This window comes from Candidatus Ponderosibacter sp. Uisw_141_02, from assembly GCF_048087665.1.
Classification (GTDB): Bacteria; Pseudomonadota; Alphaproteobacteria; order Puniceispirillales; family Puniceispirillaceae; genus UBA3439.
Genome location: NZ_CP159807.1, coordinates 257036 through 273246, shown reverse-complemented (window position 1 = coordinate 273246; position 16211 = coordinate 257036). Strand labels below are relative to the sequence as shown.

Below are 16211 nucleotides of genomic sequence, written 5' to 3'. Positions count from 1 at the left end.
CCACACTGCCCTAATAGAGGAAATAGCGCTGCGCCATTGGCAATTCATGCGCTGGCTCGCACGTTAACAAAACACCATCAGCGCGCACTTCATAGGTTTCCGGGTTAACCTCAATATCTGGGCAATGGCTGTTATGAACCATGTCGGCCTTCGAGATGTCGCGTGTATGGCTAACCGGCAGAGTCGCCTTTGCAAGACCCAACTGGGATTTAATCCCCATTGCCTGCGCGGCATCACTGACGAATGTAACTGTCGAATGTTCAACCGAACGGCCAAGGCTGGCAAACATCGGGCGTGTGTAAACCGGCTGCGGTGTTGGGATAGATGCATTCGGGTCGCCCATTTGCGCCACCGCGATACTTCCACCCAACAAGACCATCTCTGGCTTTACCCCAAAGAACGCAGGCTTCCACAAAACCAGATCTGCCCGCTTGCCAACAGCAATTGAGCCAATATGGTTTGAGATGCCATGGGCGATTGCTGGATTGATTGTGTATTTAGCGATATAGCGCTTTACACGCATATTGTCATTTTCACCAGTTTCTTCTGGCAAGCGCCCACGCTGTATTTTCATCTTATGCGCAGTTTGCCACGTCCGGATGACAACCTCGCCAACGCGTCCCATTGCCTGACTATCCGACGCAATGATCGAAAACGCGCCCATATCATGCAAAATATCCTCGGCCGCGATTGTCTCACGCCGGATACGACTCTCGGCAAAGGCCACATCCTCTGGAATCGATTTATCCAGATGGTGACAGACCATCAACATATCGAGATGTTCTTCCAAAGTGTTGACGGTATAGGGGCGCGTTGGGTTGGTTGATGATGGAATCACAAATTGTTCGCCGCAAATTTTGATAATGTCGGGGGCGTGACCACCGCCTGCCCCTTCGGTATGGAACGCATGAATGACCCGCTGTTTCATCGCCTTGACAGTGTTTTCAACAAAGCCGCTTTCGTTAAGCGTGTCAGTATGGATCATCACCTGAACATCCATCGCATCGGCAACCGACAAACAAGTGTCAATCGCCGCTGGTGTGGTGCCCCAATCTTCATGCAATTTCAACGCGCAGACCCCGCCGACCACCTGTTCTTCAAGTGCTGTCGGCAGTGATGCGTTTCCCTTGCCAGCAAAAGCGAGGTTCATTGGCAGGGCATCGGCCGCCTGTAACATCCGGCCAATATGCCAGCTGCCCGGTGTGCAAGTGGTCGCCAAAGTGCCATGGGCTGGACCGGTTCCGCCACCAAGCATCGTGGTCAGACCCGAATGCAGCGCATCATCTATCTGTTGCGGGCAGATGAAATGAATGTGACTGTCAAACCCACCCGCCGTCAGAATATGCCCCTCAGCTGCAATGGCCTCGGTTCCGGGGCCGATAATGATATCGACATCTGGCTGGGTGTCGGGATTGCCAGCCTTGCCGATAGCGCAAATCCGTCCATCTTTTAGCCCAATATCTGCCTTGTAAATACCGGCTACATCAATGACTAACGCGTTGGTGATAACCGTATCAACCGCGCCATCGGCACGGGTTACCTGCGACTGGCCCATGCCATCACGGATAACCTTGCCACCGCCAAATTTTACCTCTTCGCCATAATGCGTCAAATCGCGTTCAACCTCGATAATCAAGTCGGTATCAGCCAAACGCACCCGATCGCCCGTTGTTGGCCCATACATATCAGCGTAAATATTGCGGGAAATTGTTGTTGTCATTTATAGATCTCCCATTATCTGTGCATTGAAACCAAAGACCCGCCGCGCGCCAGCCATCGCAATAAGCTGAACTTCCCGTGTTTGCCCGGGCTCAAACCGAACGGCAGTTCCAGCTGCAATATCAAGTCGCATTCCATGCGCAATTTTGCGGTCAAAATCAAGCGCCGCATTGGTCTCGGCAAAATGATAATGGCTGCCAATTTGTACCGGCCTATCACCAGTATTGGCCACCGTCAGCGTTATGGCTTCGCGCCCTTCATTTAGGATGATATCACCTGCGGCAACAATAATTTCTCCAGGGATCATGGGATGTCCTTTTGTCATGGGTTTGTTTCAACGGATTGGATGATGCACGGTTACCAGCTTGGTGCCATCAGGGAAGGTTGCTTCAACCTGCACGTCATGAATCATTTCGGCAATGCCGGGCATGCAATCAGCCTCACCCACCACATGTGCCCCAGCTTCCATCAAATCCGCAACGCTACGACCATCACGCGCACCTTCGACAACAAAATCTGTAATCAGAGCAATCGCTTCAGGATAGTTCAGCCTGACCCCACGATGCAGTCGCCCTCTGGCAACCATAGCAGCAACACTAACCAACAATTTATCTTTTTCACGGGGGGTTAATTTCATTGGCAAAATCTCCTTGTGACCGAAATGCGCAGTCTTATCAAAATAAATAGGGGCCCGTTAATTCCAAACACGCGGGTTGGCAATTTGGCGAAACTGTTCGATAAATTGTGCCAACAGTTTTTTCAGCCTTGCCGTATCATTGCAAAGGCAACGGATAACAAGCTTGCCTTGCCATGCAGACACTGCGGTTTGCACATCGGCAAAACGATTGAAAAACCCGCGCACCGCGTCAGCTTTCGCTTCGGCATCACGGCTGACATATAAGGTTGTCGCAAAGCAGACATTGCCAGCCGCGCTTGCTTTTTGATGGCGTTTTTGAACAATCTGGCCATCAAGACGAAATGCTTCAGCATGGATTAGCCTGCCGTCACACCAAATCCGCCACTGATCCCTTACACTGCCCTGACGCACAGTTTCCTGCATTGCCGTACGGCCAAACACCATCATTTCACTGCCAAGAAAACTGGCACCTTCAACCATCTGAACATCCAATTGACGGGCGAATCCAGCCCCATCAAACAAGATTGTTTCCTGCGGCAGCCAATGGAGGCTGGCGGTGCCGGTCACTGTCATATTGACACGCATTTCTGCATTTTGTGAGCCTAATGCGCGATAAACCCGTTCAGCGGTCTGCGTTGAAACGGTCAAATGCGTGTCCCCTTCGGCGCCAAGCCTGACACCAAATTCATCGCCACCAGTTAGCCCCCCAGCCGTGTTCACCAGGACAGCCTCAATGGTTTGAGCGTAGGTTTTCGGCAAAAATATCTTGGCTGAACCGGATTGATAGAACCGTTCTAACTTGCCAGCTTTCACCACAAGATCAACGGCACCACGTGCGCGCTGCAGAGCTGGTTGTTCAATATTAGCAGTTTGCAGCACCTTGGAACACCTGATGATAGATCTAATTACGTTTAACTATATTAGGTTTTTTGCTTTGATAAACAACCTTGCCGCAATTTGTGCATATAAATAAAATCGGCCTGCCCGAAAACAAGCCGCGCCTTGCCAGGGCGCCTGCGACTTTGGTCTTGTCTATTAGGGTGGGTTTTTACGTTCCGTAAATCCGATCGCCAGCATCACCTAAGCCGGGCAAAATATAGCCCTTCTCATTTAGCTGTCGGTCAAGTGCTGCGGTAAAGATTGGCACATCAGGATGCGCTTTGCGCAATCGTTCGCCCCCTTCTGGTGCTGCCAGAAGACACATAAAGACGATATCTTTGACCCCATGGTCACGCAGAATATCAATTGCCGCGATCGTGCTTCCCGCTGTTGCCAACATTGGATCAGCAAGAATAACCTGACGCGCAGAAATATCGTTTGGCAGCTTGGTATAATATTTTTCTGGCTTTAAGGTTTCATCATTTCTAGCCATGCCCAGATGCCCAACCGATGCCTCGGGAAGAATATTCAGCAAGGCTTCAGTCAAGCCGTTACCAGCCCGTAAGATGGAGACCAAACACGGGTTTGGCGCTTTCAGTTGATGACAGTCAGCAACTTCAAGCGGTGTTTCAATACGCACGGCAACCATATCCAAATGCTGCGTGACCGCAAAGGTCATCAAATAGGCAACTTCACGCAAAGTCTGGCGAAATAGGGGCGTTTTCGTTTCCTTGTCGCGCAAAACAGACATCTTATGCGCAATAAGGGGATGTTCAATAATATGGAAACGACTCATCTCATCAACCTTTTGGATATGGATCCGACTCAAGTCTCACTGGGTCGTATCAGCATCACCAGAACAACAAATGGGCGGGTTGATGTCCCTGGAAATACTGACTTTATCATTTTTTGCAAACCTAATGTTTGACCAACGCCAAAAATCACCCGATAGTTTTAGACTATTAATGTCATGGTGAAGTCAAGTATGCGGTCGCTGCAGACCCAGTGCAAAAATGTTTTCACCCTGCTGAGAATATAGACGTATCTTTTTTCGGCGGTCCAAATATGGTCCGTCGCAGTGCAGGAACAAAATAATGAACCAGTTGAAAAACCACCTTGATTTGATTGATCTTGAAAAGCGTTATGGCGAAACCCTCGCCGTTCGCGGGATTAATCTATCGCTGCCAGAAAACACATATTGTTGTCTTTTGGGGCCATCCGGATGCGGTAAAACCTCGTTGCTGCGCATGATTGCCGGACATGAGGATATTACCAGCGGTAAGGTTTTTCTGGACAACCAAGATATATCAAATGAACCACCAGCTGCACGTAGCACATCGATGATGTTCCAAAGCTATGCGCTATTTCCACATCTGAAAGTGATTGATAATGTCGCTTTTGCGCTGAAAATTATGGGGGTTAGCAAAACTGAACGTCATGCGCGCGCAATGGAGCTTTTGGAAAGTGTCCAGCTTCATACGATGTCGCAACGATATCCAAGCCAATTATCAGGTGGTCAGCAGCAGCGCGTGGCGCTGGCGAGGGCATTAATCACCAAGCCAAAACTGTTGCTCCTTGATGAGCCATTGTCGGCACTTGATCCGTTTTTGCGCATTGAAATGCGGTCAGAACTAAAACTGTTGCAACGTCAACTTGGCATTACTTTTGTTCATGTGACGCACAGCCAGGAAGAAGCAATGGCACTGGCTGACGTTATCTTGGTGATGAATGACGGCAAGGTGGAACAGCAAGGCTCGCCGATCGAATTATTCACAAAGCCCCGCAATACGTTCGTTGCACGGTTCATTGGTGGACATAATGTTATTGAGGGTGAAGGGCTGCCATTATCAATCCGAGAGGATCGGATAAAGCTGACACCGGGTGGCAGTGACAAGGTTACTGGCGTTGAATTTTTAGGGTCAGTGGTGCGCTTAAAAGTCATTTCAGGCCGTGGCCCACTTACCGTTGTTCAATCAGACATGGAATTTACCAAGTCCAAGCTTGATCTAGGAGATCAGGTAAAAGCAAGCTGGTTAAAAAAAGACCAGCTACAATTAGAAGCATAAGAAAGGAACAAAACTATGGCTAAACAAATCGACAGACGGTCACTTCTGAAAACAGCTGGCGCCACCGCCGCCCTTGCAGGATTTGGCCTAAGCGCGCCAGCAGTGCATTCTGCCAATGAAAAAGTTGTCCGCTACCTTGGTACAGCAACAACAATGGGAAGCGAGATTGACAAGAAGCTTTTCGAAGACACTGGCATCAAGGTGAAATATATTCCTGTGACAACTGATGAAGTCACAAAGCGGGTTTTGACCCAGCCAAACAGCTTTGACATTGTTGATACTGAATATTTCAGTCTGCCAAAGCTGGTACCGTCAGGCAATATCCTTGGAATGGACTCAAAGCGCATAAAGGAATTCGACAACATCAGCACGACCCATACGATGGGCGAAATTGGTGGAAAGAAAATTGGCGATCAGGGCACAGCTCCAAAAAAAGTTTTCTATCTTAAAGACGAAAAATCGAGTGAGTTCTCATCCGAGCCAACCCGCTGGGCAACGCTGATCCCAACTGTGTTCAATGCTGACACGCTTGGCATCCGCCCTGACCTTATCAAACGCCCGATCAGCACCTGGGCCGAACTTCTGAACCCGGAATTCAAGGGCAAAGCATCAATTCTGAACATTCCGTCAATTGGTATTATGGATGCGGCGATGGTTGTCGAATCGATGGGCGAATATCAATATCCGGATAAAGGCAACATGACGCGCGATGAAATTGATCTGACAATCAAGATCCTGATTGAAGCGAAAAAGGCCGGCCAGTTCCGCGCCCTTTGGTCTGATTTCAACGAAAGTGTCAACCTGATGGCATCAGGCGAAGTTGTGATCCAGTCCATGTGGTCACCTGCGATCACCGCTGTGCGTACACAAGGTATTCCATGCGTTTATCAGCCGCTGAAAGAAGGCTATCGTGCATGGGCAGTTGGCTTTGCATTATCTGCTGCGACCAAAGGCTATCAGGCTGATGTTTGCTATGAATTCATCAACTGGTATTTGTCAGGATTTGTTGGCGGTCATCTGAACCGTCAGGGCTATTACTCAGCAGTCCCATCAACAGCCAAGCAGTATATGGAAGGCTATGAGTGGGATTACTGGATGCTTGGTAAAGCGGCGGCAAAAGACATCAAAGCCCCTGATGGTAAAAAGCTGGCAAGTGCAGGCGAAGTGAGAGACGGCGGTTCATTCGTTGAGCGGATGGGCGGCGTTGCCTGCTGGAACGCCACCATGGACGAGAACAGATACATGGTTCGCAAATGGAATGAATTCGTAGCGGCCTAAGGCATATTGATATAATCTGCGGCAGCCTCTATCGTTGCCGCAGATTTTTTTGGGGGAAACATGTTTGATGTAAAAAGACACAGCGCGACAATTCTGTCGTTTCCCTTCACCTTTGTTATTTTCGCTTTCTTCGTTGTCCCGCTTTGCCTCGTGGTTATGGTTAGCTTTTGGGACTATAATTCTTATTCGATTATTCCAGATTTCATTTTTACAAATTACCAAGATATTTTTTATGGCTGCGTTAAAAGCCTGCCGGATTTATGCACATCTTTTGCAACCTATATTTCAAGCTTGAAATTTGTTTTCATCACTTGGTTGATTACCTTGTTGACCGGATTTCTGGTTGCGCTGTTTTTATCTTTTTGTGTGTCTAGTCTGCAGATGCAGATCGTTTTATTTCTGCTATGCACAATCCCATTCTGGACCTCGAATGTTATTCGGATGATTTCATGGATTCCGTTACTAGGACGTAATGGTCTGGTAAATTCGACAATGCAGAATGTTGGGCTCACCGACTCACCCGCTGAATGGCTACTTTATTCCGAATTTTCGGTCATCCTGGCATTTGTACATCTTTACACGCTCTTCATGGTTGTGCCGATTTTCAACTCGATGATGCGCATTGATCGCTCGCTGATCGAGGCTGCGCATGATGCTGGCGCAAGCAGTTTTCAAACTTTGACCAATATTATCATCCCACTTAGCCGCCCAGGGATCATCATCGGATCAATCTTTGTGATTACGATTGTCATGGGCGATTTCATCACAATTGGCGTCATGGGTGGACAGCAAATTCCATCAGTTGGCAAAATTATCAATGTGGAAATGACCTATCTACAATTTCCAGCGGCGGCCGCTAATGCCGTGATCCTGATCATCACAACATTAATGATTATTTTCGCCATGACAAAACTCGTTGATATTCGAAAAGAGCTATAGATGTTTGGTCGCGGTTTTAAATTATCTCTTGGCGTCTTCTTTACCCTGTTCATTTTGTTCCTATATGGGCCAACCTTATCTATCTTGGTATTGTCCTTTCAGGGACCGAATGGCGGCCTGACATTTCCGATGCGCGGCTTTTCAACCTTCTGGTTTGAATCACTTTTTGATGGCGTTGGGGTGATTGATATTTGGGGTGCATTTGGCCGGTCCATTCGTCTCGGACTTGTTGTGATGGTTCTAACAGTGGTTCTAAGCCTGATGGCAGGGATGGCTTTTCGTAAACGCTTTCCGCTTTCAAGCTTTTTATTCTATGCCACCATTTCATCGCTGATCGTGCCATCAATTGTAATCAGCCTTGGGGTGGCGCTTGAATTTCGGATCATTGATGATGCTGTCAAAGCCATTGGCGGCGATATGAATATCCAATGGGTGATTGATGATTTCCGCACCACAATGGGGCTGTTTAGTTCAGGACTCGGTGCCCAGCTTACTTGGACATTGCCCTTTGGTTTGTTGATTATGTTTGCTGTTTTCAACCGGTTTGACCCGTCTTATGAAGAAGCGGCGCGCGATCTTGGCGCTGGGCCATGGCAAACTTTCCGTGAGGCTGTGCTGCCGATCATTGCGCCTTCTTTGATTGGTGTTGCGCTATTTGGTTTTACGCTTAGCTATGATGAATTGGCGCGTTCATCACAGGCAATTGGCGGGCTAAACACCCTGCCGCTTGAATTGCGTGGCCTGACCACGACGGTAACTGATCCAACAATTTACGCGCTTGGCACATTAACCACAGCCGTCAGTTTTGTAGCAATCAGCATATTTTTGATTTTATTCACCCTGCTGCGCCGGCGAACCGCCAAGGCACCGCGGCCAGAGAGCACCGCACCGTGACCCGTGTTGCTTTTATTAATCCAAACTCAACAATTGCGATGACCACAAGCTGCGCGCGATCATTTGTCGCCCAGCTTCCCGAAGATTATCATGTTGAAGCGATTACCAACCATCAGGCACCGGCTGCGATTCAAGGGCCTGAAGATGGCGATGCTGCCGTTCCGGGGGTGCTTGATATCATTGCCAATGGCAATTTTGATGCCTATGTGATTGCCTGTTTTGATGATACCGGATTGGCTGAGGCGCGAACAATTACCCAAAAGCCCGTTATTGGAATCGGTCAGGCATCATTTCATTTGGCAGCATTATCATCGGGGCGGTTTTCAGTGCTGACCACGTTGGCAGTGTCAGTTCCGGTGATTGCTGGAAATATCGAGGTACAGGGATTTGGCCAAATCTGTGATGGCGTTTATGCCAGCGGCGTTCCAGTTCTTGACCTTGAGACTGCGCCTGATAAATCACGTGAAATTATCTCATCACATTTGCAAAAAATGACCGTAAAAAATCCCAGCGATGCGGTGGTTCTTGGCTGTGCTGGCATGACCAATATCTGGAACAAGCTACAACCAGATCATCAGATTACCTTGATTGATCCAGTGGCCGCCGCGGCAAAATTAATCCCCGTACTTGTCTAACTTGCCATTCCTTAGATCTTTCAACTGCGCTCAGACAAACTCGCTGGCTAGCGGGCAAAGGCTTTGCGCTGCAGAATTGCTGGAATGGCGCGACCCTCCACCAGCACACTATAACCGCCCTTTTCCAGCGCCTCAACACCAGATTTTTCGGTTGACGGCGCAATCAAACAAAGCCCAACAGCGCTGCCTTGCGCGGCCGAGAATGCCCCGCTCGTAACAAAGCCAACAATCGCCCCATCGCGCAATACAGGCTCATTGTGATGCAGCATCGCATCGGACTGATGTAATTTAATTGAGCATAGAAAGGGACCTTTTGCTTGGGCTTTGCGGGCAAGATAGGCCGACTTACCGGTGAACGCGATACCCTTGTCAATGTGGCACGCAAAATCCAAACCAATTTGATGGGGCGACTCGGTATAGGCCATGTCAGAACCCCAATGAACAAAGCCTTTTTCAATGCGCAAAGCATTCAAGGCCTCGCCGCCAGCAAGCCGTAAATCATATGCTTGTCCCGCTTGGTAAAGCTGCTCGAATACATATTCGGCAAAGTCAGGGGTGATAAAGATTTCCCAGCCCATTTCACCGGTAAAGGAAAGACGCTGGGCAAAAACAGGTGCGTGACCAATATAGAATTGCTGTAAGCTGTATGGCGGAAAATCTGTGTTGGATAGTGGAATATCGACAAGTGTTTTCAGCACCGCACGCGACAATGGTCCAGAAAGCGCCAGAACGGCATAGGCGCTGGTCACATCACGGATGATAACATCTTCACTGGCCAAAATCGCGTGTTGCAAATGGTCTCGGTTGCGTCGGGTATGGGAAATTGCACTCATGACCATAAAGCGTGTTTTGCCATGCCGCGCAATCGTGACATCTCCCTCGATACCGCCGCGTTCGTTCAGCATAAGACTGTAGATAACGCGCCCATCTTCGATCGAAACATCATTGGTGGAAACACGTTGCAGAAACGTCTCGGCATCTTTTCCTTCAACCATATGTTTGCCGAGCATTGAATAATCAATCATCACGACGCCTTCACGCGCCGCTTTCTGTTCGGTCTGCGCATGGTCAAACCAGCTTGGTCGGCCAAAGGCATAATCGTGAACCGGTGCAACCCCTTCCGGGGCAAACCAGCTTGGACGCTCCCAGCCTTGCATTTCTGTATAAACCGCGCCTTTGGCCTTTAGCGCATGGTAAAATGGTGTTCGCCGCAAGCCGCGTGCGGTTTCGCGCTGGCGTCCGGGCCAATGCATTGCATAGGTCAGGACAAGGGTTTCTGGACAGCGCTCCTGAAGATAGCGATCCTGCGCCTGAAATGCCTCAATCCGTGCCGGATCCATTTCCGACAGATCCATTGTCGGATGGCCTGCCATAATCCAATCGGCAACGGCCTTTCCAGCACCCGAACCAGATTGGATTCCCGTTGAATTAACCCCGGCAAGAACAAAGTAATTTTTTACATCAGGCGCTTCACCCAAGGTAAACCGCCCATCATGTGAATAGCTTTCAGGGCCATTGAAAAAAGTGCGGATACCAATTTCGGTTAAGCATGGCACCCGCGCCATTGCCAGTTCCAGCACCTCCATCACATCATCTTCGATGAACGGCAGACTATCAAACTCAAAACTATCTGGAATGCCGTCTTTTGACCATGCCTTTGCATGGAAATGGGCAAAGCCAAATAACAGCTTGCCAGCATCCTCTTTCCAATAAGTGCCATCACAATATGACCGAAGAACCGGCAAATCCGATGGCAGATCAGCAATCGGTTCGGTAACAAGGTAATAATGTTCGCAAGCATGAAGCGGAACGCCAACGCCATTTTTTCGGCCAAGATCGCGCGCCCACATGCCAGCGCAGTTAACAACAAACTCGGCAGAGATGATGCCAGCATCAGTCTTAACACCAGTTACTTTTCCGCCTGAAGTCAATACGGTCTCAACCTTGATATTCTCAAAAATCTGAGCGCCATTCATCCGCGCCCCGCGCGCCAACGCTTGTGTCAAATCTGTTGGATTTGCCGATCCGTCACTTGGCATATAGATTCCGCCAAGCACACCCTCGGCATTCATTAAGGGCCATCGTTCAGCAATTGCATCTGTTGCGATAAAGGACGCTTCGACGCCAAATAGCCCGGCAAAATCGGCTTTGCGCTTCAATTCCGAGAGGCGGCTCTGATTCACCGCGATCGAGATTGAGCCATTTTGCCGAAAGCCCGGACTAAGCCCTGTTTCGGCTTCAATCTCCTGTAAAAGCTCAACACCATAGCTGGCAAAGGCGGTCGTGGCATGGGTGCCTTGAAGCTGACCTACCAGACCGGCAGCATGCCATGTGGTTCCACTTGTAAGTTTTTTCCGTTCAACAAGCACCACATCCTTCCAGCCATTCTTGGCAAGATGATAGGCAACCGAACAGCCATGGACTCCGCCTCCGATGACAACAACTTGCGCATGTTTTGGAAAGGATGCTGACATGGAAGAAAACCTTAAGGTATTGTTTTACATACGAAAAATAGCGTTACCAGATATGCCGTTCTTTATTCCAATGTGAAAAGCCGTCCAAAACCGTCGGGCTGATTTTTTATGCCGGACAACCGCATCATATGCCAAGCAAGTGCCTGATTGGATGACACCACAGGCTTGCCAAGCATGCCTTCTGCATGGCTAAGAATATCCAGAGTTCGCAAACTGGTGCAAGATACAAACACGCCATCGCACAAATCAGAGCTACCAGCTTTAAGGACCGCGTCAAGAACACTTTGCTGGCTGATCCGGGCAACGGTAAAATCATCGGATTGATTGAAGGAGGCAACAATTGTTGCGTCAAAACCCGCTTGTTTCAAATTGTCACGCATCGCCAAAGTGACCTCAGGCGGGTAGGGCGTAACCAGCGCAAGCTGACGCACGCCCAATTTAGCGAGCCCAGCCTTGCAGGCTGATAGCGGGTTGGATATTTTCGCCTGCGGATGAAACTCTTGAATGATGCCAGCCACCGTATCCTCGCCAATCATGGTTGCGCCAGAGGTGCAAGCATAGCCAATTGTATCAAAGCTGAATGATGGCGGCAGCAGCTTTGCCGTTGCCGGTAAGTCGGCTTTCATCTGACCAAGCGTGTCTGGCGATACCACCATCGCATTCGGAATTCGCGCATGATAAACCGCAATGTCCTTGGCGGTGACTAATTGGGCAAATTCATGCTCGATTGTCTGATCGGTTTGCAGAACAATCATGCCAAGCCGCGCCGCGGAACCAAGCCCATGATCAGTCTCAAAAGCCAACTTGTCGATCATGCTGGTTTGATTTTGTGGTTTCATCGGCTACCCCATTGCCGCATTACATATCAGCGCCTTCTTGTTGGGCAAAAAACGATGTTCCTTTTGGAACGGCTGGTAATTGCATAGCATATGGAGAACAACGAACCCTGCCTGTCACTTCGCCCCGAACCAATGCATGGGTGAACCGGCTTGGCAAATGATTTGGGCTTAGTTCGATTGCATCTTCGGCATAATAGGTGGTGATATACAGCGTCCGAGGCACATCAGATAAGTTAGGCGCTGACCCGTGAAGCAGATTGACATGCATCAAGCAGACCGTACCGGCGCTGCCCGTGCATTTAACAATCTTGTCACGCTGCGGTTCGATAATGCGCTCATCAATGGCGCCGGTGAATATGCCATTATGCCAATGCGGATAAAGTGGCCCCTTATGGCTTGTGGGGATGACCTCAAGCGGACCATTCTCCAGCGTTACATCATCGAGGAAAAGCAAGCAAGTGATCATGTCGTCATTGGTCATTGGCTGGAACGGAAAGTCCTGATGCCATTGCACCGCGGTCGCCGATCCGGGGAGTTTTGAATTTACCTTGCCGTGATGAAAGCGGATATTTGAGCCAAGCAATTCAGCACAATAATCAACCGTGCGGGCATTGCGCATCACATCTTCATAAATTGGCGAAACCTCTTCGGGCGATTGCACACGCCGAAGCCCCGGTGTTGTTGGGCTATGGCCGGGCTGCAGGTCAAACCTTGCGCGCCCATCCAAAGTCTCGCCATAGTCACAATCATGGTTTTGGCTTTCTTCGACCCAATTTTGGAATTCGGTACGAAGCGCGGCAAGCTGGCGCGCCGATACCGCATCTTCAACCACCAAAACACCATCATGCCAGAATTTGTCTTTTTGCGCTTGTGTTAGCAACCCCATCTTTTGCCCCCCTTGTGCTTGGCATAAAACCGGTATTCACGGAAAAACATTCACGGCAAAACTTTTCAATCAAAACCGAAATGCGTCAAGCCTTATTGCGTAAACAGGCTTTGCCCGTTGTCTTTGGTGACAGTTACATGGGTAGCTAATGTGGTTAGATACTATGTATAATAGATAGCCGGTTTATAGCAATTTAGGAGTCGGTAAAAACCTCAGGCCAAAATTCGCCATGTTGTAACACCCGAAATTGGGTTTTTGAAACTTCTGCATTTTCAATTGCTCGCTCTAATCTGCGAGGCGGCTCATCCATTTTTTCAAGGGTCAACTTGAAAGTTCCCCAGTGTATCGCAATCGCATATTTGGCGCCCAAATCTTTAAAAACTGCAACAGCTTCTTCAGGATTAATATGTGAAGATTTCATAAACTCCCTTGGCTCGTAAGCACCGATGGGAATAGCGGCCAGATCAGGTCTGCCTAGCCTTTTAGACACCTCTTTGAAATCATCAGAATAGCCAGTATCTCCGGTAAAATAAAATGAGAAATCTTCCCATTGTGTCATCCAACCAGCCCATAAAGTTTTATTACGGTCAAAAGCAGAACGTTTGGACCAATGTTGCACCGGAGTAGGTTGAAAGGTAACGCCTTTGACTATCACTGATTGCCACCAATCTAACTCTGTGACGTCTGCTACACCCCACTCTATCAAGAGTTTTCTCAGCCCAAGTGGCACTAAAAATTTTACATTTGGTTGATGCTTGGATATCTGCCTGATGCTATATTCATCGAGATGATCATAATGATTATGGCTGATAATAACGACATCAAGTGGCGGCAATTCAGCGGGTTTAAAAGGTGCTGGTGTCGCACGCTTTGGTCCCATGAATGAAAATGGCGATGCATAATCTGAAAACTGCGGGTCAGTAAGAATAGTCAAATTTGAGTGATTTATCATTACACTGGAGTGTCCAACCCACATTACGTTTTCTTTAAAACTCTTCAGTTTATTATTTGAGATTTGCACGACTGGAAACCCAGTGTTTTCCCAATCATCATCCACTCGCCTAAAATAATCTTTAAAAAAATTAAATAGGTCACCAAAGCTTTTGTCATTCAAGTCCCCATCAGGATGCTGGAAACGTTTGGTTAACTTGTTAAAATTAGGTGAGTCGGACAATTTAAAACCACTATCTTCATTCTGTCTGGATGACAGTTCGCCAGCCTTTGCGCATCCTGAGATGGCAAGATAAACGAGTGATGTAATAGATTTAATTAGAAGGTTACGCCTGCTAATCATTAATTCATCCTAAATATAGTTTACAGCATTGGTGCTTAGTAGGTGTAGTTATAGATCAATGGAATATTACTCAACCACTCTACTTACCCTGTGCTCAGTAGAAACCCAGATATCACTTAGCTGGTCACTTACTCTGTACTGATAACGATAAGGATATATACAGATACTTCTATAAATACATAATCTATCAGATGGGTAGCTAGGAACCATACCCACCTACGTACCTATTATATATGTGCTGTTACACAGATTAGGTGTGATAGCTGGCAACCATTTTAATGAGCCATACAGAGTCACTGACAGGCTCTAGCATCGCTTTGAACACAGAATAACTATGCATGGCTAGAGACTCTGTGTGAGTCAGCTAGAGTGGATAGGTTATGTGCTTATGATGTGGTTAAAACAGCCACTCCTATAAACACTACAACAAGCGATACTCTAGCCATTGGAGGAATCATTTTTATGACTTTTGGATTGGGTGGGTTACCGTCTCTGGATTGTTTTGTTAAATGAAGGTTCAAAAAAGCCACTGCACCAAGCAAGGAAGTCGCACCTAATAGCTTTAGGTGGAATGGCCAACCTAAATCAAAGCTGCCATAAACTTTGTAGGTTAAGGGTATTCCAGTTATCCAAAGTATGACGATTGCGATTAGACCAAGTCTGGCTAACGTCATCATTGTTTTTTGGACTGGTGGTGCAGGTGGCATTCCAGCTATTTGGTGGTTCTTAAACAGCATCACATTTGCAACACCTAGCCCACCTGCCAAAAATAGCGATACGTAATGTAAGACTTTCAGTAAAATAATTGTGGTCACTTTAAACCCGCAGCTCCTAAATATCAGCAGCCTAATCAACCGCCACAGTCCTCTTGAGAGGGTTGCTCGTATTTGTAGGTTTTGCAATAGGCGTTAATTTTTTAGTTTATAGCCAGTTTTGAAAATCCAATAGATTATCGTGATGCAAGTAATGCTAAATACCAAGGTTGCCAAAAAACTGTGAAAAACAGGAACATCTGCGACGTCAAAAAAAGCCCACCTAAAAACAGAAATCAAGTACATGACTGGATTAAAAAGTGTCACGGTTTGCCAAAAACTTGGGAGCATTTCTAATGCATAGAAGCTGCCGCCTAAAAAAACTAAGGGTGTTATTATCAGCATGGGAACCAAATTTAATTGTTCAAAATTATTGGACAAGATGCCGATGATGAATCCCAATAAACTGAAAGTAACGCAATTAATTACAAGAAGTGCAATCATCCAAACTGGATGAGATATGTTTAGTGAAACAAACAAAGATGAAGTTATCAGTATAATCATTCCAATGATAAATGATTTTGTTGCTGCGGCACCTACATAGCCAACTATTATCTCTAAAAATGAGACTGGCGCTGATAAATGTTCATATATTGTTCCAAGAAATTTTGGAAAATAAATACCAAAAGAGGCATTTGCGACGCTTTGCATCAATACAGTAAGCATTATCAACCCCGGCACAATGAATGCACTGTAATGGATACCTTCGATTGTTTGGATACCTGAGCCGATAGCAGCTCCAAAAACGATAAAATAAAGTACTGTAGATATGACAGGAGAGATGATGCTCTGGACTAGGGTCCTAAAAGTCCGGGCCATTTCAAATCGATAAATTGCTGCTATCGCGTATAAGTTCAAT

General features: G+C 47.6%; 16 protein-coding genes. 5 read left to right on the top strand and 11 right to left on the bottom strand.

The window, feature by feature from the left end:
• Positions 1-10 precede the first annotated feature (10 nt).
• The 5 genes from ureC to upp form a co-directional block, all read right to left on the bottom strand.
• Entirely contained in the window at positions 11-1720 is a 1710-nt protein-coding gene (gene ureC / locus ABXT40_RS01380) for an urease subunit alpha (protein ID WP_443646053.1), read from the bottom strand.
• Complete coding sequence (locus tag ABXT40_RS01375; protein WP_443646052.1) at positions 1721-2026, bottom strand: urease subunit beta; 306 nt, start codon at positions 2024-2026, stop codon at positions 1721-1723.
• A gap of 27 nt (positions 2027-2053) precedes the next feature.
• Entirely contained in the window at positions 2054-2356 is a 303-nt protein-coding gene (locus ABXT40_RS01370; RefSeq protein WP_443646051.1) for an urease subunit gamma, read from the bottom strand.
• A gap of 57 nt (positions 2357-2413) precedes the next feature.
• Complete coding sequence (locus ABXT40_RS01365) at positions 2414-3235, bottom strand: urease accessory protein UreD (RefSeq protein ID WP_443646050.1); 822 nt, start codon at positions 3233-3235, stop codon at positions 2414-2416.
• A 169-nt stretch (positions 3236-3404) separates the two neighbouring features.
• Positions 3405-4031 carry a uracil phosphoribosyltransferase gene (gene upp / locus ABXT40_RS01360; RefSeq protein ID WP_443646049.1) on the bottom strand — a complete coding sequence of 209 codons (627 nt, stop codon included), beginning with the start codon at positions 4029-4031 and terminating at the stop codon, positions 3405-3407.
• Positions 4032-4329: 298 nt separating this feature from the next.
• On the opposite strand from upp, the gene ABXT40_RS01355 reads away from it, so the two are divergent.
• From ABXT40_RS01355 to ABXT40_RS01335, 5 genes are read left to right on the top strand one after another with little or no spacing between them, the layout of a single operon-like run.
• The gene (locus ABXT40_RS01355) at positions 4330-5301 is read left to right on the top strand and encodes an ABC transporter ATP-binding protein (RefSeq protein ID WP_443646048.1); all 972 of its coding nucleotides are present in this window, start codon (positions 4330-4332) and stop codon (positions 5299-5301) included.
• A 15-nt stretch (positions 5302-5316) separates the two neighbouring features.
• Positions 5317-6579 (top strand): ABC transporter substrate-binding protein, encoded by a 1263-nt coding sequence (locus ABXT40_RS01350; RefSeq protein WP_443646047.1) that lies wholly within the window; start codon positions 5317-5319, stop codon positions 6577-6579.
• 60 nt (positions 6580-6639) lie between these two features.
• Entirely contained in the window at positions 6640-7518 is an 879-nt protein-coding gene (locus ABXT40_RS01345) for an ABC transporter permease (protein ID WP_443646046.1), read from the top strand.
• Entirely contained in the window at positions 7519-8412 is an 894-nt protein-coding gene (locus tag ABXT40_RS01340; protein WP_443646045.1) for an ABC transporter permease, read from the top strand.
• The gene (locus ABXT40_RS01335; RefSeq protein WP_443646044.1) at positions 8409-9047 is read left to right on the top strand and encodes an aspartate/glutamate racemase family protein; all 639 of its coding nucleotides are present in this window, start codon (positions 8409-8411) and stop codon (positions 9045-9047) included. The genes ABXT40_RS01340 and ABXT40_RS01335 overlap by 4 nt, the downstream gene beginning before the upstream one ends.
• 47 nt (positions 9048-9094) lie before the next feature.
• On the opposite strand, the gene ABXT40_RS01330 is transcribed toward ABXT40_RS01335, so the two are convergent.
• The 6 genes from ABXT40_RS01330 to ABXT40_RS01305 form a co-directional block, all read right to left on the bottom strand.
• Positions 9095-11521, bottom strand: coding sequence for a GcvT family protein (locus ABXT40_RS01330; RefSeq protein WP_443646043.1), 2427 nt, complete (start codon positions 11519-11521; stop codon positions 9095-9097).
• A gap of 62 nt (positions 11522-11583) precedes the next feature.
• On the bottom strand, positions 11584-12360 hold the full coding sequence (locus ABXT40_RS01325; protein WP_443646042.1) for a maleate cis-trans isomerase family protein: 777 nt from the start codon (positions 12358-12360) through the stop codon (positions 11584-11586).
• Positions 12361-12379: 19 nt separating this feature from the next.
• Positions 12380-13240: a phytanoyl-CoA dioxygenase family protein gene (locus tag ABXT40_RS01320; RefSeq protein WP_443646942.1), complete on the bottom strand. Its 861-nt coding sequence runs from the start codon at positions 13238-13240 to the stop codon at positions 12380-12382.
• Positions 13241-13439: 199 nt separating this feature from the next.
• A complete protein-coding gene (locus ABXT40_RS01315) occupies positions 13440-14540 on the bottom strand; it encodes an MBL fold metallo-hydrolase (protein WP_443646041.1) in 1101 nt (366 codons plus the stop codon).
• Positions 14541-14926: 386 nt separating this feature from the next.
• Entirely contained in the window at positions 14927-15355 is a 429-nt protein-coding gene (locus tag ABXT40_RS01310; protein ID WP_443646040.1) for a hypothetical protein, read from the bottom strand.
• A 93-nt stretch (positions 15356-15448) separates the two neighbouring features.
• Positions 15449-16210, bottom strand: coding sequence for an ABC transporter permease (locus tag ABXT40_RS01305; RefSeq protein WP_443646039.1), 762 nt, complete (start codon positions 16208-16210; stop codon positions 15449-15451).
• Position 16211: the final 1 nt, after the last annotated feature.

Coding starts and splice junctions, on each gene's coding strand:
- ureC (WP_443646053.1), bottom strand. CDS start 1,720: ATGACAACAACAATTTCCCGCAATATTTACGCTGATATGTATGGGCCA.
- ABXT40_RS01375 (WP_443646052.1), bottom strand. CDS start 2,026: ATGATCCCTGGAGAAATTATTGTTGCCGCAGGTGATATCATCCTAAAT.
- ABXT40_RS01370 (WP_443646051.1), bottom strand. CDS start 2,356: ATGAAATTAACCCCCCGTGAAAAAGATAAATTGTTGGTTAGTGTTGCT.
- upp (WP_443646049.1), bottom strand. CDS start 4,031: ATGAGTCGTTTCCATATTATTGAACATCCCCTTATTGCGCATAAGATG.
- ABXT40_RS01355 (WP_443646048.1), top strand. CDS start 4,330: ATGAACCAGTTGAAAAACCACCTTGATTTGATTGATCTTGAAAAGCGT.
- ABXT40_RS01350 (WP_443646047.1), top strand. CDS start 5,317: ATGGCTAAACAAATCGACAGACGGTCACTTCTGAAAACAGCTGGCGCC.
- ABXT40_RS01345 (WP_443646046.1), top strand. CDS start 6,640: ATGTTTGATGTAAAAAGACACAGCGCGACAATTCTGTCGTTTCCCTTC.
- ABXT40_RS01340 (WP_443646045.1), top strand. CDS start 7,519: ATGTTTGGTCGCGGTTTTAAATTATCTCTTGGCGTCTTCTTTACCCTG.
- ABXT40_RS01330 (WP_443646043.1), bottom strand. CDS start 11,521: ATGTCAGCATCCTTTCCAAAACATGCGCAAGTTGTTGTCATCGGAGGC.
- ABXT40_RS01325 (WP_443646042.1), bottom strand. CDS start 12,360: ATGAAACCACAAAATCAAACCAGCATGATCGACAAGTTGGCTTTTGAG.
- ABXT40_RS01315 (WP_443646041.1), bottom strand. CDS start 14,540: ATGATTAGCAGGCGTAACCTTCTAATTAAATCTATTACATCACTCGTT.